Raw genomic sequence first — 22,975 nt, 5'->3', positions numbered from 1 at the left:
ATGAGCGAACAACCCTATCTTACTTTCCCAATTATAGATCCTATTATCTTTGAGATAGGCCCGGTGGCGCTTCGCTGGTACGGGCTCATGTATTTAATAGGCTTTGCCGCTGCGTACTGGCTTGCCTCTAGAAGACTATCCCGTACTCCTTGGAACAAAGACGAGCTAAGTGACCTGCTTTTTTACTGTTTTTTGGGCGTAATAATAGGTGGTCGTTTTGGCTATGTCATGTTTTACAGTTTTTCTTCGTTTTTAGAAAATCCGCTATATTTGTTCAAAATATGGGAAGGCGGTATGTCTTTTCACGGCGGTTGTTTGGGCGTTATCGCTGCGGCATTTATATTTGCAAAAATGAAGCAGTGGTCTTTTCTAGCGGTAGGTGACTTTATCGCACCTTTAGTGCCCATTGGATTAGGGGCCGGCAGAATTGGTAATTTCATAAACGGCGAGCTTTACGGGCGTGAAACCACGGTGTGGTGGGCATTTGTATTCCCAGGTGCAGAAAACCCCCGTCACCCTTCTCAGTTGTACGAGTTTGCTTTAGAAGGCGCACTGCTGTTCGTTATTTTATGGTTGTACTCAGTCAGGCCACGCCCTGTTGGTTCGGTGGGTGGTTTGTTCTTGTTAGGCTATGGTGCATTTAGATTTATTGTTGAATTCTACCGTGAGCCCGACGCGCACTTAGGCGTGTATGATATAGGCCTAACCCAAGGTCAATTATTATGTATTCCCATGATATTAGCCGGCATAGCCTTAATCATTTACGCCAACAAAAGTGGCATGATAGGACCATTACCTGCGTTAGTGCCTGGCAAAAAAGGCAAGACTAAAAGCGCAGATAAAAAGCCTGGAAAGTAACCATTAAAAAGTAAGGGATTAGTATTATGAGCACGCAACAATTGCCCAACTCGGCTAATATTAGCCAATACGAAGACTTATGCCAAAGGCTTCTGAACGAAGGCCAGTGGGTTGAGAATAAACGCACCAACATTCGTTGCTTAACGCTCATAAATGCTGACTTAGAATACGATGTAGGCAACCACGCTTTTCCGCTTGTTACCACCCGCAAGTGCTACTACAAAGCGGCAATTGCCGAACTACTTGGATACTTACGAGGCTACGATAACGCCGCCAGTTTCAGGGCAATAGGCTGCAAAACGTGGGACGCTAATGCTAATGAAAATACCGCGTGGCTAGCCAATTCTGCGCGCAAAGGCACAGATGATATGGGAAGAGTATATGGTGTGCAGGGAAGGCAATGGCATAGGCCCGACGGCACGCATTTTGACCAGTTGCAAAAGATTGTTAGTAACTTAAGTCGGGGTATTGATGACCGCGGTGAAATTCTGACGTTCTATAACCCAGGTGAGTTTCATTTGGGCTGTTTGCGCCCCTGCATGCACACCCACACCTTCTCTTTATTAGGTGATACTTTGCATTTAACCAGCTACATGCGCAGCTGCGATGTGCCCCTTGGTTTAACCTTCAATATGCCGCAGTGCTTTGTATTGTTAGCCCTAATGGCCCAAATTTCTGGGCATAAAGCAGGCAAGGTCTATCATAAAATAGTAAACGCTCACATCTATGAAAACCAGCTTGAAATGATGCAGAACGTGCAGCTTCAACGAGCGCCATATGCAATGCCACGCCTGCATATAAACCCAGATATAAAGTCTTTAAAAGATATTGAAACATGGGTAAGCACTAGTGACTTTGCACTTGAAGGTTATGCATGCCACGCGCCCATTTCATATCCCTTCGCGGTTTGATTGCCACTGATAGTTATGCTCAGTGGAGCGACGATTGCAACGTTTTATTCTGTGTAGGCGGTGTGTTAGCGCTCAATATACTCGAATCGCCGTTTGTGACACCCATGGTACTTGCTTAAAAGAGGCTAATAAATTTTTTCAGTATCATTTTATGGTTACTTTTTTGCGGCTGGATGTAGCGACTAATTGCATACCTATTGCCTTTTTGTCCATTGCTTGTATCAAACTAATGTTGAATCAGTAAGATGGCGCTAAAAATGGGTGGATCTCATAGCGACCTAAATACGCGGTAAAGTTTATATTGTAATGTGTACTTATTACAGAGCCTGCGGTACTGACTTTAGAATTAAGCATACATATTAGTAGGTTAACTTAGGCGTGTATATTGCTTCTGTTTTTCACACAAGCTGTGATGAAAGAGAAACAATAATGCCCTACCTTACATATCTAGCATTTTACCTGTATTTACTCATGATACTTATTCAGTGGGCGGTGGCCACGTTTAGCAAAGCTAAACAGCCAAATGTTACTCCAGGAAAATTAGACGATGATTTATCTCACGGCAGTTTTGTGTTTAGAACCCATCGCACCTTTCATAACACCCTTGAAAACAGTCCTCTTTTTATAGGCAGCGTTTTTTTAGCCGCTATGGTAAGTTCTCAAAGCACCGCTTTTACACTTTGTGTATGGGTGTATTTGGTCGCTAGGCTTATCCACATGGCACTATATTACGCAATAGCAACAGAGAAAAACCCCAGCCCAAGAAGCTATTTTTTCCTAATTGGCGTTATCGCTAATGTCATTATGCTGGTGCTTCTGGGGTTTGACTTAGTTTAATATTGAGCAATGAACACGCCCAATTATCATCTTACACAATTAAAAGGAAATCAACGTGATGAAAAACACATTAATTATTGGCGCAAGCGGTCAAATTGGCAAGCAGTTCACCAAACTTATGCTCAACGATGGGCAAAAAGTGTCTGCACTGGTGAGAGATAAAAGTAAGCTGTCGGATATTAATAATAAAAACTTACATATTATAGAAACCGATTTAACCAACGATTTCAGTCATGCTTTTAAGCACTGTAGCGATGTTGTTTTCGTTGCTGGCTCGGGTGGAAGCACCGGCGCTGAAAAAACATTGCTTATCGATTTAGGGTCTGCGTGTCGAGCAGTAGATTATGCCAAAGCAAGTGATGTCAATCATTTTGTAATGGTCAGTTCAATAGGCGCTGATACGCCTATTGAAGGCCCTGAAGAAATGCAACCTTACTTGGTGGCTAAGCATATGGCAGATGAGCACTTGATACGCAGCAAATTGCACTACAGCGTTATTCGTCCTGGTGCATTGACCGATGATGATGCCATAGGCAAATTCACTCATCAGCGACCATGTAACGACGGTGATGCTAAAATAACGCGCGCCGACGTTGCTAATGCCTTGCTTTACTGTGTAAAAAATGAAGCTAAGAAAAACATAATTATTGAACTTTTCAACGGTAGTGAAGAGCTGGCTGACGTGTTTGACCAGAAATAAAAATAAACGCGTAAAAATCACATAGGTGTTTGAAAATTTTTCACCATTTGCGTCAGCTTAATTGAGTATCAATATTCAGTTTGAGTTATTACTATTAAATTCAATGACCTAGGAAATTTTATACTGCGTAAAAAGTGGCGCTAAAATTGCAAATAGACATTGTCTAAGACAAATTAAGGTGAAATAAACTAATGAGCAATACAAGAAAAACGATCAATCCCTACACAGAAGAAATTCTAGAAGAATATACCCTCATGTCTCAACAGGAGTGTGAGAACGCTATTGAAAATGCACACAATTGCTTTGAAGAGTGGAAATTAGTGCCCGTTGAAAAGCGCGCTAAACTCGCATTAGCATTAGCCGGCGAGATTGAAAAAAACCACGACGAGATACTTCAACTTATGATGGATGAAATGGGTAAAATTAAGGCCCAAGGTAAGCAAGAGTTGGCGCTATGTATCGCTATTTGTAAGTTCACCGCGCAGAACGCATTACAGCAATTGGCAAACGAAGAACGCGAATACGAACCTGGTCGAGCAATTGTTAGTTATCAGCCTATCGGCGTCATATTAGGAATCCAACCTTGGAATTTTCCTCTGTATCAAGTCATCAGATATAGTATTTCAAATTTGGTGGCAGGCAATACAACAGTGATGAAGCATGCGTCTAACGTCTTCGGGATGGCGCAAAAAATACAGACGCTTTACGAAAATGCTGGATTTCCAGAATATGCCTACCAGTCTTTAATTGTGGATGGTAAAACGGCCAGTAAGCTCATTAAGCATGGCAAAATAATGGGTGTGACCTTTACCGGCAGCGATGAAACCGGTAAGTCTGTTGCACAAGAAGCGGCTAAATACGCCAAAAAGACAGTATTAGAACTTGGCAGTAATGATGCCTACCTTGTGTTGGATGATGCCGATATACCCCTCGCAATAGAAACTTGCGTAATAGGCCGTGTCATAAACAACGGTGAGACATGTGTTTCAGCAAAGCGTTTTATAGTCACCAAAAAGAATTACGATGAGTTTAAAGAAGGCTTTAAAAAAGCAATGGAAAATATCAAGTTTGGTGACCCAAAAGCTGACGATACAGACCTTGGACCCATGGCAAGAAAAGACTTGCGCGACGAACTCCACGACCAAGTTAGCCAATCAATTACCGGCGGTGCTACCATAGTGTGCGGTTGTGAAATACCAGAAGGAAAGGGCTACTTTTACCCAGCGTCTATTTTAGAAAATGTTATGCCGCACACACCTGCTTATGACGATGAGTTATTTGGCCCCGTCGCTTCGTTAATAAAAGCCCAAGATGATGAAGACGCCATGAGGATCGCAAACGATTCGCGCTACGGTCTAGGCGGTGGCATTTTCTCTAGGGATGAAGATAAAGCGGTTGAACTTGCGCTTAAGCATTTCAACACAGGCATGATTAACATAAACGGTTATGGTTTAGCGCATCCAAATTTACCCTTTGGCGGCGTCAAAAATAGTGGCTATGGTCGCGAACACGGGGGGTTTGGCATTAAAGAGTTTGTTAATATTAAAGCCGTTATGATAACAAATACGCAATAACCTGGGTTTTTCGCGAAGCTAGAAAAAGGCGCTCATTGCAGATTGAGCGCTTTTTCATACATGTCCCCGAAGTAAAATAGTAGTAGATCCTAAACGCACCGAATAGGAGTTTTCAGGATATTTTAATGTATCAGCTTGTTTTAACGGGCTTCGCGTAAGATTCTGCATCACTCATGCGGCCTTGCATGTAAAGGTCAAGCGACAGGTAGACAGTTCGAAGTAGCACTTCTGCTTTCTTCAAACTGGGTAAGTTGACTTCTTTTAAATTGAAGTTATTGTCGGTGGGCGCGCCCTAAGTGCGCGAGAAAAGTGTTAACTGGCGAGAAGTTATAGGCATCTAGTTCTCCTTTTTTTGGCTTGTAGGTAGCGATAACATTAACGATGCTTGTATATATCTAGATGGTCAAATACAGACATCGTCAACAGTTTTGGCTTAATCTAAGGTCGCCATATCAATGACGAAACGATAGCGCACATCGTTATCTTGCATACGTTCAAATGCGTCATTAATCTCGCTCATTTTAATTTCTTCTATAGTCGCTACTACGTTATGTTCACCGCAAAAGTCAAGCATTTCCTGAGTCTCCTTTAAGCCGCCTATTAGTGAGCCGGCCACTGCCTTGCGGCCCGTCACCAGCATCGCGCCATTGACGTTTGCTAAAGGTTCGATAGCGCCAACTAAACACATGGTTTTGTTATATTTAAGTAAGTTTAAATAGGGATTAACGTCATGTCCTACTGGGATCGTGTTGAGCAAAAAGTCGAATTTACCTGCCCATTTTTGCATGGCGTCTTTGTCGGTTGATACTAGCACTTCATCGGCGCCTAACTCTTTGGCATCATCGGCTTTGGTTTTTGACGTGGTGATCATCACGGTATGTGCGCCCATAGCAGCAGACAATTTAATGCCCATGTGCCCAAGGCCGCCTAAGCCAATAACACCTACCGTCATGCCTTTTTTGACACCATATTGATGCAAGGGAGAATAGGTGGTAATACCTGCGCATAGAAGAGGTGCGGTACCTGCTTTGTCAAGATTTTCGGGGATTTTTAGCACAAATTCTTCACGTACAACAATGCTCTGTGAATAGCCGCCGTAAGTAAGACCGCCGGGATCATCGGTTTGACTATTGTAGGTCATCGTAGGCTGTCCTAGGCAATGCTGTTCTAAATCTTCATCGCAGGCCTCGCAGCTTAGACAGGCGTCTACTAAGCAACCCACCCCTACTGTGTCGCCTTCTTTATATTTTGTAACGCCTGAACCTACTTTTTTAACGGTACCAATTATTTCATGGCCCGGTACAAGTGGATATTTAGAATTACCCCAGTCGTTTTTGATAGCGTGCAAATCACTGTGGCAAACGCCGCAGTGGGTAATTTCTATTTGAACATCATTTGATTGTACATCGCGTCGTTCAATAGAATAGGGTGCCATTTTTCCATCGTTAGATTTTGCGGCATAAGCTGCTGTTTTAGACATATATGTTCCTCTCTTGTGTATAAAAATAAACTAATAAAAACGCTACAGCATAGTAGCGCTGTCCTAATCTGGTTCTAAAGCATTGAGCGAATGACGTACTGCAAGATCCCGCCGTGGCGGAAATATTCAAACTCATTAGGCGTATCGATGCGAATGTCAGTGTCAAAACTAACGGTGCCGCCATTGCTTCGTTTAAGCTCTACTTGTACCCGCTTTTGGCCTGCTTCAATCGCTTTTATTGAAAACTCTTCAGTGCCGTCAAGTTTATAGGTTTGTGCGCTTTCACCGTGCGTAAACTGGAGCGGCAAAATGCCCATGCCAATTAAGTTTGAACGGTGAATTCGCTCATAGGTTTCAGCGATAACCGCTTTTATGCCTAGCAATAAAGGGCCTTTAGCTGCCCAGTCACGAGAGCTGCCGGTGCCGTATTCCTTTCCAGCAATGACGATGGTTGGAATGTTGGCTTCAATGTATTGCTGCGATGCTTTAAATACCGTCATTTCTTCATTTTCTGGCTGCTTGCGCGTAAAGCCGCCTTCAGTGCCAGGTGCTAGTTCGTTTTTAAGGCGCACGTTGGCAAAGGTCCCGCGCATCATGACTTCATGGTTACCGCGCCTAGAGCCATAAGAGTTGAAGTCTTTTTGCTCAACGTTATTGTCGCGCAAATATTCGGCTGCTGGAGTATCTGCGCCAATTGAACCGGCAGGTGAAATGTGGTCAGTGGTCACGCTGTCGGCTAGTTTCAGCAAGCAACGGGCGTTCTTTATGTCTTTGATTGCCTCAGGCTCTGCGGGCATATTGTCAAAAAACGTGGGTTTTTTAACATACGTGCTGTCGGGCCAATCGTAAATATTGGCGTCAACCGTCTCAAGGTTTTCCCAAATATCACCGCCGTCGTAAATGCTGCCGTATTTTTCAGTAAACATAGACTTGTTGACTACGCGGCTCACAATATCTTCAATTTCTTGCTGACTTGGCCATAAGTCTTTTAGATAGACGGGTTTGCCATCCTTGCTAGTGCCAAGTGACTCAGTCGTAATATCAATTTTCATATTACCCGCTAGCGCATAAGCCACTACCAGCGGCGGTGAGGCTAAGTAATTTGCTTTCACCTCAGAATGAATCCTACCTTCGAAGTTACGGTTACCCGACAGTACCGATGTAACGGTTAAATCACTGTCTTTAATGGCTTTTGACACGGCCTCGGGAAGCGGGCCTGAGTTACCGATACAAGTAGTACAGCCATAGCCCACTAGGTTGAAACCTAATGCATCTAATTCTTTAGACAATCCTGCTTTGTTTAAGTATTCAGTTACCACCTGCGAGCCGGGCGCAAAACTTGTTTTTACCCATGGCTTGACGGTTAAGCCTAATGCATTTGCTTTTTGTGCAAGCAAAGCCGCGGCTACCAGCACCGACGGATTTGAAGTATTCGTGCAGCTAGTAATGGCGGCAATAACGACCGCGCCTTCATCAAGGTCAAAATCTTGATCATTGAGTTGACAGGGAGCACTGGTTTTGGCACCAATATTCTCAGCCCCGCCCTCTGCATCAAAGCGTTCTTTTTGCGCATCAAGTGGCGCAATCGCGAGATCGTTTTGATCACTAATCCATTTTGTAAACGCGCCTGCGGCTTGGTCTAAATCTATTCTGTCTTGCGGACGTTTAGGGCCGGCAATAGCAGGCACGACTTTATTGAGGTCCAAAGAAAGTGTGTCATGATACTGGGCATTCTCTTGTGATTCACGGCCCCACATGCCTTGTGCTTTAGAATAGGCTTCAATAACAGCGATTTGCTGCTCGCTGCGACCGGTTAAGATCAAATACTTAGTGGTTTGTTCATCAATTGGAAACAGGCCGCATGTTGCGCCATATTCCGGCGACATGTTGGCCAATGTTGCACGATCAGCTACTGTTAAATGCGGTATACCATCACCATAAAACTCAACAAACTTACCCACTACGCCAAATGCGCGCAGTTGCTCGGTTACCGCCAGCACTAAATCTGTGGCGGTTGCGCCCGCGGGTAGCTTACCGGTTAATTGCATGCCAACCACCTCGGGAATAAGCATAGTGACAGGTTGACCCAGCATGGCGGCCTCTGCCTCAATGCCGCCTACGCCCCAACCAAGTACGCCTAAGCCATTAATCATTGTGGTATGTGAGTCAGTGCCCACTAGCGTATCGGGATACAGCATAGGAGTATCGTGTTGCTCATCAACAAAGGTCACACGCGCTAAGTATTCTAAATTGATTTGGTGAACGATGCCTTTTCCCGGTGGTACTACTTTGAAGTTGTCAAACGCGCTTTGGCCCCATTTTAAAAACTGATAGCGTTCTTTATTGCGTTCAACTTCAATCTTGGTGTTGTGTTTGAATGAGTCGGGCTGGCCGAATTCATCTACCATAATTGAATGATCAATCACTAAATCCACGGGCTTAAGCGGGTTGATTTTATTTGGATCGCCGCCTAACTCAAGCATCGCATTTCGCATCGCCGCTAAGTCCACAACCGCAGGCACGCCAGTAAAGTCTTGAAGAACAACTCGAGCAGGAACGAAGGCAATCTCGGTGTCAGATTTTGCGCTTGTATCCCATTTTGCAAGGGCGTCAATATCTTCACTTTGCACATACTGCTCAGCGCTATGACGCAGCAGGTTTTCAAGTAAAATTTTAGCCGTTAGCGGCAGTCGTTTAGTGTTTACCTGAAGTGATGAAAGGTCATAGTACTGATACTCTTTTCCTTGCACCGTTAGCGTGGATATATGTTTGTTAGCTGAAGTCACTTTATTCTCCTTGGTCGTCTTGCATGTGAACAATGGCCTATAAAGTTGATGCCTAATGACCAGCAGTTGAAGCGTATTAGATAATGCCAGAACATCACAGTTGCCCTATTTATTAATTAATTTCAAAAGTTCATCAATCGATTTTTCGCTACCGTCTTTACTAACCGTTTTGTCAATAAGCTTCAGTAAGTTACTGTTCATACTATCACGCATTAGCCCCAACATTTCGGGCGCGGCAATAATATCTACCGCATGAAGTTTGTCTTGTCTGCGTGCATCTTCCAAATGTTCTACCACGTCTTTGGCAAAATCTTGCTTCGCTTTGTCGGTAGGACTTACCTCTTGAGTAAGTGAGCTTTGCCCATGCATACCGCCGCCGGGCGCGACCGTGCCGGGCCGGTCAGTCACTAGGTCTTCATCTTTTAAGCGGCGCGCGCCGTTGGCCACCCCAACAATTTCTTGTAAAGAAGCGCCGTCGGCTATGTACTTATAAATAGTGGCTTGTGAACCGTTTGCTACTAATAACCAAGATTCTTTATTCATTATAGTCTCCTACTAAGATGGTGGGTTTTTAAAAACGGAATGTTGCCGATAATCATTAATTTTCGTTGTAAACATCGACTTCTGGCACGAACTGTGAAATCAATAATGTGTTCACGGTAGGCCCGTAAATTTTTCAATGGATGTGTAATCTTGTTACAGTATTTTTCCACGCATAGTTTGTGTGAGATCAATGTGGTTTCGCGCTGGAGATCTTTGCAACAGCGTCAACAGTGGTTTTATTGGACATGTTAATCCTTCTTCTTTAATCTCGATTCAGTTAGTTTTTATGCCGTACTGTACTGTTGTATTCAAAATTCAAGCCAATTTGTATTTACAGGTCAACACTTGCAGCATTGTATTTGAACGCTGGATCTGAATAAAAAACCATGGGATACTACTGTACGTATAAACAGTATCAAGAGCTATGAAAATTTCACGACAAACAATACAAGCGGGCATAACGGGTTTCGAGAGTCCTGCTAATGAGTACATCGATGTTGCCTTGAGCCTAGATGAGTTGCTCATTCAGCGTAACAGCGCCACCTTTATTGGCCAAGCCCGCGGTCACTCTATGACTGGATTTGGCATATTTAACGGCGACCTATTAATCGTAGATAGAGCAGCGCCAAGATCTAATTTTGATATTGTGGTAGCAACCTTAAACGGTGAATTTATTTGCAAAAGCATTGACCGAGAAAATCGCATGTTGATTTCGGCGTGTCCCGAAAGAAAGATATATTTACTGATGCCTGATGATGATTATCAAGAAGAAGGCATTGTTATATCGTCGGTTCGCTTGCACAGAAAACTATCGCGAGGCCGCTAATGTATGCTCTTGTAGATGCCAATTCGTTTTACGCGTCGGCCGAAGAGGTGTTCGATCCCACCATTAGGGGCAAGCCGGTGGTTGTGCTGACAAATAACGACGGCTGCATTTGCGCCATGTCAGCCTCTGCTAAGCGCTTAGGCATCAAAAGTTTTAGTCCGTATTTTCAAGTAAAGGACCTGCTGCACGAGGCGGGAGCAATAATAAGATCGTCTAACTACGCCTTGTATGCTGATCTCTCAAGGCGTGTTTTTGAAGTCACTGGCCGATACGCACAGCAGCATGTGTATTCTGTGGATGAAGCCTTTTTAAAATTCAGTAACCAGCATTCAAGCTCAACCGCGTGGTTTGATATCGCTCAAGACATAAAGCATACCGTATGGCTAGAAACGCGCATTCCGGTGGGTGTAGGTATGGCGAACACGCCAACGCTGGCAAAAGCGGCCAGTTTCGCTGGCAAACGTTTTGATAAGTTCAATGGCATTGCGGTATTAGACAGTCCTGAGCAAGTGCACTATGTGCTAAGCAATATGCAGTGTTCCGATGTATGGGGCGTAGGCAAACGAATAGCGGCGCGCTTACATAAGATGGGGATTTATAGCGCGCTGGAATTAGCGCAATATCCGCCCGCGCAAATTCGAAAAGCGTTCTCGGTAGAATTAGAGCGTACGGTTAGAGAATTGAACGGCACGGTGTGTTTTAGTTGGAACGACGTAAAAGCCGATAAACAGCAGGTGTTTGCTTCTCGCTCGTTTGGCGAGCGAGTAGACAAGCTAGAAATTTTAAACGAAGCGATTTCTTTTCACGCGCAACGCGTGGGTCGTAAGCTCAGGCAACAAGGCTCGGTAACACGGAAAATAAGCGTGTCAGCGCAGTCTTCGCCGATGCAGCCCAATCATTACAAACGTAACGTAGTGCGCCAGTTTGTTACACCTACTAACGACGACAGAAAGCTCGTTGGCGCGGCTATTTCGGCTATGGCAGAGATTTACTGCGAAGGTGTGTCGTTTTTAAAATGCAGCATAGGCGCGATAGAAATTGAACCCGAGGCTATTATGCAGTGTGATTTATTTTCAAGTAACGACAAAGACTCAGCGCTCATGTCATGCCTTGACGCCATAAATGCTAAGTTTGGAAACCATTCTTTAAAAGTGGCCAGCCAAGGAATAAGCGACAAAAGATGGCAAATGAATAGGAAGTATCTGTCGCCTGAATATACAACCAAGTGGAGCGATATTCCAAAATTCACCTGTTAAGCTGAAACGGTAGTAATACGGGTACAAAAAACTTGCTTAATATGCACTATTCCAACGCTTTTATAATATTGCATGTTGAGATAAAACAAACCATTTCAACCATGATCGTATTCCTGAGCGCATTGTGCATGCTAAAGGCACTGCTGCACATTGCCATTCTGGATCAATTAAGCCTTTAGAATGTTCCATAAAACAATGAGGTATGATGGCATTCTTTCATCTTCAAGATGAGGGATAGCCCATCGGCTGCATCTTCATTGTCATCAGCAACGAGAATCTTTAATTGATCCAAGTCGACTTCATCACAACTCGCTATGAGTAACTGGGCCACTAAATTGTTTATATATTTCGCTGTGGCTAGCACAATCGTGTATGTTTTGGGTAAAATTAAAATTGTAAAGACTACACAAAGCGTTGCCAATTTACATACACTGGCGTTTAGCTTAAAGCCTTAAGTCAAAGCTCGCTTAGTAATAACGACCTTAATCAAGGTTTTAGCGAAATAATGTTGAGTTGGCACTTTTTCTGCTAACTTCCACTTATGACGGTGGCTGTAAAGGGTCATAATAGCGACTACTAGTGAGTCGCTGATTATTTCGGAGGATTTACATTGGCGGATATCGATTTGTCTGGCGCTCATTTGCAGTGGAATAATGATCCACTCTATGAAAATAGCGAGGTAACTAAGCAAACATTGCTAGTGGTAGACGACTATCGCAGTAATCTAGATGCAATGAACGCATTATTTTCATCACAGTACCGAGTGATTTTGCACGACAATGCAAAAGATGCGATTAACTGTGCTACGCGTGAAGATATAGCGCTTATTTTGCTCGATATTGACATGCCAATTGTAAACGGCTACGACACTTGCGCTGCGTTAAAAAACAATCCGATAACAGCGCATATACCCATTATTTTTGTTACTGCCGCGGGTAGCCAAGCAGAAGAGGCAAAAGGCTTATCACTTGGGGCAGTAGACTACGTTTCTAAGCCAGTGAATTTACCTATTTTGCGTGCGCGAGTTAAAAACCATATGAAATTGGCTTGTTATCGTAAAAAGTTAGAGCTTTTGTCACGCATTGACGGGCTGACCGGAACATCAAACCGCAGACAACTCGACATTATGCTACATCAGCACTATGCGTCTGCCACTAGGCATGGTCATGCATTGTCGTTACTTATGATAGACATTGATGATTTTAAATCTTTTCACGATATTTACGGACATGCTAAGAGTGCTCAGTGTTTAAAGCAGGTTGCTCGCACCATCATGCTGGTGCAACACACAGGAGCCGATATTGTTGGTAGATATAGCGGAGAGGAGTTTGCCATGATTTTACCCAACACCGACAGTGCAGGCGCCCTGATTATAGCAAACAAGCTGCTGTGTAACATACGTAAACTAAATATAGACCACGCTGGCAACAAAGAGCATAAAATAGTGACCTTTAGTATTGGCCTAGCCACTATAAAGACTCAGCCCAATGTTCGCCACGAAACTAGCCTTGAAGATTTTGTAAAAAAGTCCGACTACAATCTGTGTAAGGCTAAGTTTATGGGTAAGAACTGCGTGTATCATGCAGGCGTTAATGATGCAATTGAACAAGATTTATAGGTGGACAGAATTATGAAAGATGATGACCCACAGCCGCTAAACAAGTTTATTCACGATGTTAGAAATCCATTAAACAGCATTTCGCTGCACGCGGAGCTAGGCAAGATCTTAGTCGGTGATAAAGCGAGCGATCAACAAATAAAACATGCTTTTTCGGTAATTTTAGAGCAATGCAAAGTTTGTGAAAATTTGCTGACAGAGCAACGAATAAAAAATGATGAATCAGATTAAAACAATTATCGGCCTAAAAACTAAAATAATAAGCTTAAAAGAGGTAGGGCGTCTCAAAGTATAAAGCGTTGCCCGTTACAGGATGCATAAAGCTAATATTAAAGGCATGTAAACATAAGCGGGAAGACAGTGCTTTGCCTTCATCGCTTGCATACAGCCTGTCGCCCAAAATAGCATGTCCCATAGATAACATGTGTACACGCAGTTGATGCGAGCGCCCAGTAATAGGCGTCAGTTTAAGCAGGCTAGATACCTCGTCACTACTAACGAGCTCCCAGTGTGTACACGCGGGTTTTCCATTCTCCCAATCGACCATTTGCATAGGTCTGTTGGGCCAATCGCATACGAGCGGCAGCTCAATAGTGCCCGATGTTTGTGGAGGCAATCCTAATACTCTGGCGTAGTAAGTTTTACCTACTTGACGTGTTTCGAACTGTTTAGAAATATGTCGGTGCGATGGTTTATCAAGCGCCATTATAAGCAGGCCAGACGTGGCCATATCTAATCTGTGCACAATGGTGGCACTTGGCCACACTCGCTGCACCCTTAGCTGCAGCGAATCTTTGTGCACGGCATGTTTGCCCGGCACTGTTAGCAGCTCGCTTGGTTTGTTAAACACAATAAGGTGTTCGTCTTTATAAACCACCTCAAACACCGGAGTTTGGGGTGGGTCGTATGCCATTAACGGTCTTCTCATGCGGTTAGGGCTGCTTATTTAGGGTTATTAACGACCACTCGCACACTGTCTAAAATGGGCTCAGCGTCTTGGATTGTTTTAAGCAGTTGTTGCTTTTGCTTCACCAAGAAATCAATTTCTTCTTGGCGAATAGAAGGGTTGTTTATTTTGAGCTCGCTTAGTCTGTTAATTTCCTCGCCTAGCTCATATTCCATGTTGATTAAGGCCGCTTTTTTGACGTTGGCCAACTCTGCGCTAGCCACTTTTAAAGCCGCTGTAATAGTTTGCGCAATCGGTGTGGCCAAAGCCGTGATTAACTGATTTGCCATTTTCGGCTTAACTTTAAATATGTTGGTGAATTCGTCATTGCACACTGTCAATTTGGCGTCTAAGCATACTCTAGTGGGCGTGGCCGGTAAGTATCTATAAAGCTGCAGCGCCGGTGGGGCTGACGGATTTAACACGGCAATTATTTCTATCCAATAGGCGCCTACGGAGGTGTCAGGTTTATTGACAAAGCACAAACTGCTTTTGCCCATGACGTCGCTCAATACTGAATCGATGCACTGGCTTACCAGCGCACTGTCAGGCGTAATAAAGGTAAGATGCTCGCGTTGGGTGGCCGTTTCACGCTTGTAGGTAACTTCTAAACCTTCATCAGAAATGCCGCTAATGGGAAATAGTGTATTTTCATTTTGGCGCAAAATAAAACTGTGGGCGTCTTTTTCTTCTTGCACAATGCCTAAGCTGTCAAAGAGTCGCGTCATAAACTTCAGCATCGATACGGGGTTTTCTGCATACACGATATTTTCAAGCACTTCTTCACTGGCGCTGTTGCCCTTGGCGTTTATTTCTAGCAGGCGGTCGCGGCCTTCTTCCACTTGGCGTTTTAGCATTTGGGTAAGCTGGTGGCCTTGGGCAACCACATCTTGCCAGTTTTCTATATCACTTGGGGTAGCAAGTGCGTGATGCAAATCGCTTTCTAAGCGTTTGTATACGTCGCTGCCAACAGGGCAAGTTGCATCAAATGCGCCTAAGCCTTCTTGATACCATTTAAACAGCACTTCTTGCGCGGTATTTTCAAAATAAGGAATGTGCAAATTGATATCGTTTTTCTGCCCAATGCGGTCAAGACGACCAATCCGCTGCTCTAATAAGTCAGGGTTTAGGGGTAAATCAAACAACACTAAATGCCGTGAAAACTGAAAGTTACGGCCTTCGCTGCCAATTTCGCTGCACAGCATAACCTGTGCGCCTTTTTCATTTTCAGAGAAAAAGTGAGCAGCTTTGTCGCGTTCAATAATGCTCATTCTTTCGTGAAATACCGTATGGCGAATGCTTGTTTTTGCGCGCATGTACTCGGCTATTTGTAAAGCAGTGCTGGCATGGGCGCATATAACTAAGACCTTTTCTTCATTGTTAGCTTCTAGCCACTCAATCAAAAAGGTCACGCGTGGATCGTAGCTAGGCCAAGCGTCGTCTAGCATAAGGGTGCGCTCTGGGTGCAGGGCGTGGGGAATGTCGTCTTGTTCTAGCAGGCTTAATGCATATTCTTTTGGCAGCCTTAGTTTTACCGCATGGGTAATTCTTTGCGGGAATCCTTTAATGGCCGCACGGCGGTTTCTAAATAGCAAACGTCCCGTACCATGTTGATCCACCATTCTGCTAACTAATTGAGCGCGATCGTGACTGCTGTTTAAGTCAAATTCGTGTAAATCGACATTCGGCACGACCACTTTCAAAACTGATATTTCAGTGTTGGTTGGCGCTCGATCTTCTATTAAGGGCGTAACGGCTTGTGCTAACTCGCTGTAGCTTTGCTCCTGTTTTAAAAATTCTTCGTAGTCGTAAAAACGCGCAGGGTCAAGTAAACGCAAGCGCGCAAAGTGGCTTTGATGGCCAAGCTGGTCGGGTGTTGCGGTAAGCAACAAAACAGAGGTGGCAATTTTACTGAGCTGTTCTATGGCCGAATATTGCGTAGACACTTGATTTTCTGCCCAGTGCAAATGATGGGCCTCATCTACCACTAGAATATCCCAAGATGTCGCACACGCTTGCTCAAGCACTTTCGTTTGACATATAAAATTTTGACTACATAGCACTAACTGCTCTTGGTCAAAGGGATTTTCACCGCTTTCTTTCACCGCTTCAATGCGCTCATCGTCAAATACCGAAAAAGCTAAATTGACCTTGCGCAGCATTTCTACCAGCCATTGATGGACCAATGAGTCAGGCACCACAATGAGTACGCGTTGAGCTCGGCCGGTGATTATTTGCATATGAATGATTAACGCAGCTTCAATGGTTTTACCTAAGCCCACTTCATCGGCCAGTAATACTCTGGGGGCGTAACGATTGCCCACTTGGTTTGCAATATGGATTTGATGGGCAATTAGTTCAACGCGCGCACCCACAAGGCCTACAACGCCTGAATTTGCGAATTCATTTTGCTGCAGCCAGCATCGGTAGCGCGTTTCAAACCAATTTGGATCGTCAAACTGTCCATGAAACAAACGTTTTTCGGGTTGGTTGAGTTTCACTTGAGGATCTAAGGCAACTTCAACCACGTGCGCAATCTCGCTAGTATCGCCGCGCAGGCCAATGTAGGTGAGCAAGTGGTCTTGTTCAATGACTTCGTTGATGGTAATTTCAAAACCATCTATATGCTTCACCTTTTCACCCACACCTAATACTAGACGCGTCACATGAGCGTTGGATTTAGCATAAGTACGCTCTTCACCTACCGCGGGGAAAAATATTCTAACGGCGCGGATGTCAGTAGACATTACCACCCCTAAACCTAACACCGCTTCACTGTTACTGATGAAGCGCTGACCTATATGGAATGACTGAATTTCGCTCATTGCTACCGATTTGTTTGCAAAGTTAATGGCTACAATTGTAAACCTTATGCGGGGGTAATGTCAGCTTTTTATGTGGATACTTTGTCAATGGCTAAACTGCCTTGAGTTGAACAGTGAACTACCAAGCACAAGACTCTATACTCATCTTTATTGCAAAATATATATTTTGTCTCACATAGTGTGAACCTGTTGAGTCCTGAAAAAAGTTAAGTTTGCACTTGATCTTTACAAATTTTGTTATATTATAACATTCATAATATGATATATTATAACATTCGTAAACAGTGGGACATAAATGAAAAAAACAGCCGCATTATCTCTAATCGCTTTTTCGGTCGCAAGCTCTTTTAATGCTTTCGCCAATACAATATCGGGTCAAATTAAGGACGAAGATGGTCTTGTCCTCACTCAGGGCTTTGTGCAAATTATGGGCACTAATAAGCGCACCCCGATTGATGCTCAAGGTCGTTTTGAGTTTACCGGCGTTAAACCCGGCAAAGTTGAACTGCACGTTGCATCCATAAACCATATTCATTCGAGTGAAAAAGTCGCGGTAGTGGCTAATCAGACCTCCACGGTTAACATTGTCGTTGATAACGCCAGTATTGAAATATTTGACGTTAAGGCCAGTGCATTTCACGCCTCAAATATAGAGTCGGCGGCACCTGTGAGCATTTTAGCGGGCGAGAAGTTAAAGCAACAGCAGGCTGCAACGCTTGGCGAAACACTTAAAAACCTCGTGGGCGTTCATTCTACCTATTATGGTGGCGTAACAAGCTCTCCTATTGTCCGTGGTCTTGATGGCCCAAGAGTACTCATTACTCAAAACGGCATGGACGCTGCTGACGCTTCAAGAATTGGCCCTGACCATTTAGTGTCAACGGAGTCCTCAACCGTGCAGCAAATAGAGGTGTTAAGAGGTCCCGCAACCTTGTTTTATGGCAGCGGCGCCATTGGCGGTGTGGTGAATATGGTTGATACGCGAATACCCGACAATAATTTAAGCGAAGGAAAGTTTGCGGTATCGCGTAACAGCAATAATGCTGAGCAAGCGTTTAGCGGCGAATACAAAACCGGTTTTGACAATATTGCATTTCAGGTCTTAGGTTTTTATCGCGACAGTAGCGATTATCGTATACCGGGTTTTGCTGAGAGTGAAGACGCTCATGATGACAAAGACAAGGGTCATGACCTCGCGCACGATGAAGAAGGCGAACATGACGCTGATTCACATAGCCAAGAGGGTGACTTTGGGGTGGTGAAGAACACCGCCGCAAGAACAAAAGGCATTACCCTTGGCAGCAGTTATTTATTTGATACCGGACACGTTGGGTTTTCAATCGAGCATTTGTCGAGTGTTTACGGCATACCCGGTCATGCGCATGAGGATGAAAGTGACGACAGTCATGACAGTGAGCATATGGAAGTTGAAGGCGATGAAATTGTGCAGGCAGACCTGCAGCAAAATAGATATCAGATTGCCGGTGAATTTCAATTAAGCACGCCTATGATAAGCGCGGTAAATTTTGGTCTTGCTTACACCGATTATCAGCATACTGAAATTGAAAATAGGGTACCTGGGACGTCCTTTTCTAACGAGTTGTTTGAAACACGCATCGAAATTTTACACCAGCCTCTCGCTGGCTGGCGTGGGGGGATAAGTCTACACACCAAAATGTCTGATTTTGCTGCCGTGGGTGCTGAGGCATTTAGCCCGCCCTCAGACACCAAGTCTTTCGGCTTAGGACTTATTGAAGAAAAACACTTTGGTGATTTTCTGGTGCAGCTTGGCGGACGTATCGAAAAAGTATCCCTAAACGTGCCTCGCGTGTTTGCGCCTGAACTTGAATTACACGATGAGTCGTACTCTGAAGGACATAGCGACGGACATAGCGATGGATATAGCGACGAAGGTCACGATGAGCATCATGACGAACATTCATCAGATCAGGACAATGCTGCGCACAGCGGCGAAATTGATCCTGTCAGTTTAGATTTTACGCCTATATCAGTGTCAGCCGGTGTTGTATGGGACATCGCCAAAGGATATAACCTAGCGGCTTCATTTGTGCATGCACAGCGAGCACCTTCAAGCGCTGAACTATTTTCTTTTGGTCCACATATAGGCACTCAAACCTATGAAATAGGCGCATTGTATGCGCTTCACGAAGACGGGTTTGAGTTTGAAGGTAGTACGCCAAGGATGGAAAAATCTAATAATATCGACTTATCTTGGCGTAAATTTGGGGGTAATTTTGGTGCGGTATTTAACCTTTTCTACAATCAAATAGACAACTATTATTACGCTGCAAATACTGGCTTTATGGCTGAATTTGAACATGCAGATGGTGAGCACGGTGAAGGCGATTCACACAATGAGCATAGCGGTGAAGAGGTCGCGGAGCATGGCTATGAGGACGAACATGGCGGTGCACATGAGGATGAAGGTCTACCAGTGTACGCATACCTAACCGCCGACGCTGATTTATACGGTGCTGAAGTTCAGCTAAGCTATAACGTGACGAACAACCTAAGCTTTATGGCTCAAGCAGATTATATTCGCGCCAAAATAAAGCAAAGTGAAACAGGTAACTTGCCCCGCATTCCACCGATTAAAACAATTCTAAGCGTTGATTATAAAACTAATGATTTGAGCCTAAACGCTCAAGTGACACACATGTTCTCACAAACTAAAGTGGCAGCGTTAGAAAGTGAAACGGATGCGTATACCTTGGTAAGCATGAATGCTTCATATTTTACAAATATACGCGATATGGATACTGAAATATTTCTACGTGGACGTAACCTGCTTGACGAGGAAGCTAGGGTGCATACTTCCTTCCTAAAGGACTTAGCGCCTATGCAAGGACGCTCGGTAGAATTAGGGCTAAGATTGACGTTTTAAGCGCTAGTTTATTGTTGCGTACTTAGCAATTAGACATAAAAAACCGCCTCAACCGGCGGTTTTTTTACGTCTGTCTGTTTGTGTTTTCCCATTATTAGCAGGCTCAATAATTTAGATGGCTTTGATGCATAGGCTAAGGGGTTGAGGCATAATAATAAGCATACATAGCTTCACACTTACAAAGCGATACTTTTGGATAAACCCGGGTTAGTGAAGTAACATAATAAAAAATAACGCTGTGCTAGCACAGGAGAGGGACAATTGCGAATTAAAACGGGTGTTATATGGGGTGGGGTGGTTGTTTCAGGATGTTTTTTTGCAGCCGCTGTCTTTTTATGGGCTATTGGCCCAGATTGGCGGGTATTGGCCTTAAACCCACCTAAAGACACCAATATACTTTTTTGGGATCAGCAACAGCGAGACGCTGGTTTCAAAGTGCTAGACGAACTGTCGTTCATGGTTAAATCACGCACTATTATACCAAGTGGCAATGTAAAAGAACTTCCCAAGGGAATGCCTTTAAACCTCAAGGTTGATATGGATGCGTTTTTTGAAGAGCAGCGTCTGTCAGGTGCGCTAATCTTGCATAAAGGTCAAATTCGCTATGAACGCTATGGTATTGGGCATTCACCTGAAAAACGCTGGACCAGTTTTTCAGTGGCAAAATCGTTTACCTCTACTCTGGTTGGCATTGCCTTGAAAGACGGTGATATTGACAGTCTTGATGATAGCGTCTCTACCTACATCGACGGCCTAAAAGGTTCCGTTTACGATGATGTCAGTATTTTGCAACTGTTAACGATGACCTCAGGCGTAGCGTGGAACGAAAGTTATACTGAGCCTGATTCTGACGTAGCGAAATTTAATTTTCATCAAGCAAATGATGGCCTTCCTACCATTGTCAGCTACATGCGCACTTTAAAAAGAGCGCATCCTGCAGGGGAACAGTGGCACTATTCTACCGGTGAGACTAATTTAATAGGTATTTTAGTGGCGCAAGCCACAGGGCGTAATATTTCTGATTATCTGACTGAAAAAATATGGCAGCCTTTTGGTATGGCAGACAAAGCAAGCTGGCTGTTAGGCCCCGATGGTAACGAAATATCAGGTTGCTGCATGCAAGTTAGTTTGCGTGATTATGCTCGTTACGGATTATTTATAGCGCAAGGCGGTAAGATTAATGGTGTGTCTGTGCTACCCGACGGATGGTTAGCAGATGCCACTTCCACGCAAATTAGTATTGGCATTGAAGGAAGTGGATATGGTTATCAGTGGTGGACTTTTGATGACGGCAGCTTCACTGCAAGAGGTATCTTTGGACAAACTATTTTTGTCGATCCCAAAAGGGAATTAGTGATAGCGTTTAATGGAAACTGGTTAAACGCGAGTGACAGTGAACTAAACGCCAAACGCTTCGAATTTATCGATAAAGTACAATACACTATAGAACAGCAGCTATAATTTAAAATCTTACCCTATAGTGCAGTCAGGCGCGTAAGTGCAAAGCGCCTGACTTTGGTGTGCCCAAAAACGCTTAAGACATTGTCACAAGCTCTTCTGCTGACGTCGGGTGAATAGCTACGCAGGCGTCAAAGTCTGCTTTGGTAGCGCCCATTTTCATCGCAACGCCAAAGCCTTGTAAAATCTCATCCATGGCGTAGCCAATACCGTGCAAACCTACCACTTTTTCTTCGCTACCTGCGCATATTAGTTTCATTTTAGTGACTTGACGATGAGCGGTAAGCGCGGTATACATTGCGCCAAAGCTAGAGTTGTATATGGTTAAGTCGTCGCCATACTTTTCACGCGCTTGGGCCTCAGTTAAGCCTATAGTGCCGATGGTAGGATGACTAAATACCACGGTGGGAATTAAATCATAGTCCATGTGGGCATCGGTTTTATTATTAAACAACCTTTCAGATAGCAAGCGGCCAGCTTTTACGGCTACAGGGGTTAAGTCAATTTTACCAATGTTGTCACCCACTGCATAAATGTTGTCGGCGCTAGTATTTTGAAATTTATCTACTTTTATGTAGCCGCGCTCATCAAGTTTTACGCTGGTGTTTTCAATGTCAATTGTGTTGTTAGCGGGTTCGCGGCCTATTGCCCAAATTAATACATCGGCTTCTAACATGGTGCCGTTGACCAAATGCACTTCAAGCGTATTGTCGTCACGCTTTTCTACCTTTTCAACTTGTGTGTGTGCGTGCAACTTAATGCCATCTTCTTGCATCAATTCGGTGATTGTATCTGATAACATGTCATCAAAACTGCGTAAGGGTTTTTCTTTGCGCACCACTAAGTGTGTCTGTGTGCCTAAAGAGTGTAAAACGCCGGCAAGCTCAACCGCAATATATCCTGCGCCCACCACTACAACTCTTTTTGGCTGATGTGCTAAAGCAAAAAAGCCATCAGAATCTATGCCAAGATCGGCCCCAGGCACTGCTGGCTTAATTGGGCGCCCGCCGGTGGCAATATTAATATGATCGGCGGTGTAAACTACGCCATCAACGTCAAGGGTATTGTTGTCGATGAACTTTGCAAAACCTTTAATGACGGTTACGCCATTGTTCATAAACACGCGTTCATACGATTTGTGAATACGTGAAATGTAGGCCTCACGGCTTTCTACCAACTTTTCCCAACTGAATTTATTAACCGTAATGTCAAAGCCATAATCTGCAGAATATTTGTGAATGGCTTCTGCAACTTGGGCGCCATACCACATTGCTTTTTTGGGCACACAGCCGACGTTTACACACGTGCCGCCCACCAGTTTTGCTTCAATTATGGCGACTTTTTTGCCGTAGCGAGACGCTCTGTTGGCTGATGCAATACCGCCGCTGCCGCCGCCAATACAAATGTAATCAAAATGTGTGTTTGAATCTGTCATAAAATCCCAATTTAGTA

17 protein-coding genes and 2 pseudogenes are annotated in these 22,975 nt (G+C 44.1%); 12 read left to right on the top strand and 7 right to left on the bottom strand.

The window, feature by feature from the left end:
* The 5 genes from lgt (at position 1) to BAE46_RS02540 (ending at position 4,880) form a co-directional block, all read left to right on the top strand.
* Positions 1–858 (top strand): prolipoprotein diacylglyceryl transferase, encoded by an 858-nt coding sequence (gene lgt, locus BAE46_RS02560; protein WP_070111682.1) that lies wholly within the window; start codon positions 1–3, stop codon positions 856–858.
* A gap of 59 nt (positions 859–917) precedes the next feature.
* On the top strand, positions 918–1,769 hold the full coding sequence (locus tag BAE46_RS02555; RefSeq protein WP_070111821.1) for a thymidylate synthase: 852 nt from the start codon (positions 918–920) through the stop codon (positions 1,767–1,769).
* Positions 1,770–2,198: 429 nt separating this feature from the next.
* The gene (locus BAE46_RS02550; protein ID WP_070111681.1) at positions 2,199–2,606 is read left to right on the top strand and encodes an MAPEG family protein; all 408 of its coding nucleotides are present in this window, start codon (positions 2,199–2,201) and stop codon (positions 2,604–2,606) included.
* 58 nt (positions 2,607–2,664) lie between these two features.
* Positions 2,665–3,306: an SDR family oxidoreductase gene (locus BAE46_RS02545; RefSeq protein WP_006007439.1), complete on the top strand. Its 642-nt coding sequence runs from the start codon at positions 2,665–2,667 to the stop codon at positions 3,304–3,306.
* A 191-nt stretch (positions 3,307–3,497) separates the two neighbouring features.
* The gene (locus tag BAE46_RS02540; RefSeq protein ID WP_006007438.1) at positions 3,498–4,880 is read left to right on the top strand and encodes an NAD-dependent succinate-semialdehyde dehydrogenase; all 1,383 of its coding nucleotides are present in this window, start codon (positions 3,498–3,500) and stop codon (positions 4,878–4,880) included.
* Positions 4,881–5,022: 142 nt separating this feature from the next.
* On the opposite strand, the pseudogene BAE46_RS14235 reads toward BAE46_RS02540, so the two are convergent.
* The 4 genes and pseudogenes from BAE46_RS14235 to BAE46_RS02525 form a co-directional block, all read right to left on the bottom strand.
* Positions 5,023–5,217 (bottom strand): annotated as a pseudogene (locus tag BAE46_RS14235) (NADP-dependent oxidoreductase); the annotation flags it as partial.
* Between the two features lie 96 nt (positions 5,218–5,313).
* The gene (locus tag BAE46_RS02535; protein ID WP_006007437.1) at positions 5,314–6,360 is read right to left on the bottom strand and encodes an NAD(P)-dependent alcohol dehydrogenase; all 1,047 of its coding nucleotides are present in this window, start codon (positions 6,358–6,360) and stop codon (positions 5,314–5,316) included.
* Positions 6,361–6,434: 74 nt separating this feature from the next.
* Positions 6,435–9,146, bottom strand: coding sequence for an aconitate hydratase AcnA (gene acnA / locus BAE46_RS02530; protein WP_070111680.1), 2,712 nt, complete (start codon positions 9,144–9,146; stop codon positions 6,435–6,437).
* Between the two features lie 105 nt (positions 9,147–9,251).
* Positions 9,252–9,689, bottom strand: coding sequence for a host attachment protein (locus tag BAE46_RS02525; RefSeq protein WP_006007435.1), 438 nt, complete (start codon positions 9,687–9,689; stop codon positions 9,252–9,254).
* Positions 9,690–10,113: 424 nt separating this feature from the next.
* On the opposite strand from BAE46_RS02525, the gene BAE46_RS02520 reads away from it, so the two are divergent.
* The 5 genes and pseudogenes from BAE46_RS02520 to BAE46_RS02500 all read left to right on the top strand — a co-directional run bounded on the left by BAE46_RS02520 (position 10,114) and on the right by BAE46_RS02500 (position 13,620).
* Positions 10,114–10,515 (top strand): LexA family protein, encoded by a 402-nt coding sequence (locus tag BAE46_RS02520; RefSeq protein WP_006007434.1) that lies wholly within the window; start codon positions 10,114–10,116, stop codon positions 10,513–10,515.
* A complete protein-coding gene (locus tag BAE46_RS02515) occupies positions 10,515–11,771 on the top strand; it encodes a Y-family DNA polymerase (protein ID WP_006007433.1) in 1,257 nt (418 codons plus the stop codon). The genes BAE46_RS02520 and BAE46_RS02515 overlap by 1 nt, the downstream gene beginning before the upstream one ends.
* A 91-nt stretch (positions 11,772–11,862) precedes the next feature.
* A pseudogene (locus tag BAE46_RS15170) lies at positions 11,863–11,970 on the top strand (catalase); the annotation flags it as partial.
* Between the two features lie 411 nt (positions 11,971–12,381).
* Positions 12,382–13,389: a GGDEF domain-containing response regulator gene (locus tag BAE46_RS02505; RefSeq protein WP_070111679.1), complete on the top strand. Its 1,008-nt coding sequence runs from the start codon at positions 12,382–12,384 to the stop codon at positions 13,387–13,389.
* Positions 13,390–13,401: 12 nt separating this feature from the next.
* Positions 13,402–13,620 carry a hypothetical protein gene (locus tag BAE46_RS02500; protein ID WP_006007426.1) on the top strand — a complete coding sequence of 73 codons (219 nt, stop codon included), beginning with the start codon at positions 13,402–13,404 and terminating at the stop codon, positions 13,618–13,620.
* A 34-nt stretch (positions 13,621–13,654) separates the two neighbouring features.
* Here the strand turns inward: BAE46_RS02500 and BAE46_RS02495 are convergent, their stop codons facing one another.
* On the bottom strand, positions 13,655–14,302 hold the full coding sequence (locus tag BAE46_RS02495) for a pseudouridine synthase (RefSeq protein WP_006007424.1): 648 nt from the start codon (positions 14,300–14,302) through the stop codon (positions 13,655–13,657).
* Positions 14,303–14,331: 29 nt separating this feature from the next.
* Positions 14,332–17,160: an RNA polymerase-associated protein RapA gene (gene rapA / locus BAE46_RS02490; protein WP_070111678.1), complete on the bottom strand. Its 2,829-nt coding sequence runs from the start codon at positions 17,158–17,160 to the stop codon at positions 14,332–14,334.
* A 295-nt stretch (positions 17,161–17,455) separates the two neighbouring features.
* On the opposite strand from rapA, the gene BAE46_RS02485 reads away from it, so the two are divergent.
* Both BAE46_RS02485 and BAE46_RS02480 read left to right on the top strand, forming a co-directional pair.
* Positions 17,456–20,065 carry a TonB-dependent receptor gene (locus BAE46_RS02485; RefSeq protein ID WP_006007420.1) on the top strand — a complete coding sequence of 870 codons (2,610 nt, stop codon included), beginning with the start codon at positions 17,456–17,458 and terminating at the stop codon, positions 20,063–20,065.
* A gap of 261 nt (positions 20,066–20,326) precedes the next feature.
* Positions 20,327–21,526, top strand: a complete 1,200-nt coding sequence (locus BAE46_RS02480; RefSeq protein WP_006007418.1) for a serine hydrolase domain-containing protein — start codon at positions 20,327–20,329, stop codon at positions 21,524–21,526.
* A gap of 73 nt (positions 21,527–21,599) precedes the next feature.
* Here the strand turns inward: BAE46_RS02480 and gorA are convergent, their stop codons facing one another.
* Complete coding sequence (gene gorA, locus BAE46_RS02475; RefSeq protein WP_006007416.1) at positions 21,600–22,958, bottom strand: glutathione-disulfide reductase; 1,359 nt, start codon at positions 22,956–22,958, stop codon at positions 21,600–21,602.
* Positions 22,959–22,975 lie beyond the last annotated feature (17 nt).

Source organism: Glaciecola punicea, from assembly GCF_001756615.1.
In the GTDB taxonomy this organism is placed as follows: Bacteria; Pseudomonadota; Gammaproteobacteria; order Enterobacterales; family Alteromonadaceae; genus Glaciecola; species Glaciecola punicea.
This window is presented reverse-complemented; position numbering and strand designations above follow the sequence as displayed.

Coding starts and splice junctions, on each gene's coding strand:
- lgt (WP_070111682.1), top strand. CDS start 1: ATGAGCGAACAACCCTATCTTACTTTCCCAATTATAGATCCTATTATC.
- BAE46_RS02550 (WP_070111681.1), top strand. CDS start 2,199: ATGCCCTACCTTACATATCTAGCATTTTACCTGTATTTACTCATGATA.
- BAE46_RS02545 (WP_006007439.1), top strand. CDS start 2,665: ATGAAAAACACATTAATTATTGGCGCAAGCGGTCAAATTGGCAAGCAG.
- BAE46_RS02540 (WP_006007438.1), top strand. CDS start 3,498: ATGAGCAATACAAGAAAAACGATCAATCCCTACACAGAAGAAATTCTA.
- BAE46_RS02535 (WP_006007437.1), bottom strand. CDS start 6,360: ATGTCTAAAACAGCAGCTTATGCCGCAAAATCTAACGATGGAAAAATG.
- BAE46_RS02525 (WP_006007435.1), bottom strand. CDS start 9,689: ATGAATAAAGAATCTTGGTTATTAGTAGCAAACGGTTCACAAGCCACT.
- BAE46_RS02520 (WP_006007434.1), top strand. CDS start 10,114: ATGAAAATTTCACGACAAACAATACAAGCGGGCATAACGGGTTTCGAG.
- BAE46_RS02515 (WP_006007433.1), top strand. CDS start 10,515: ATGTATGCTCTTGTAGATGCCAATTCGTTTTACGCGTCGGCCGAAGAG.
- BAE46_RS02500 (WP_006007426.1), top strand. CDS start 13,402: ATGAAAGATGATGACCCACAGCCGCTAAACAAGTTTATTCACGATGTT.
- BAE46_RS02495 (WP_006007424.1), bottom strand. CDS start 14,302: ATGGCATACGACCCACCCCAAACTCCGGTGTTTGAGGTGGTTTATAAA.
- rapA (WP_070111678.1), bottom strand. CDS start 17,160: ATGAGCGAAATTCAGTCATTCCATATAGGTCAGCGCTTCATCAGTAAC.
- BAE46_RS02485 (WP_006007420.1), top strand. CDS start 17,456: ATGAAAAAAACAGCCGCATTATCTCTAATCGCTTTTTCGGTCGCAAGC.
- gorA (WP_006007416.1), bottom strand. CDS start 22,958: ATGACAGATTCAAACACACATTTTGATTACATTTGTATTGGCGGCGGC.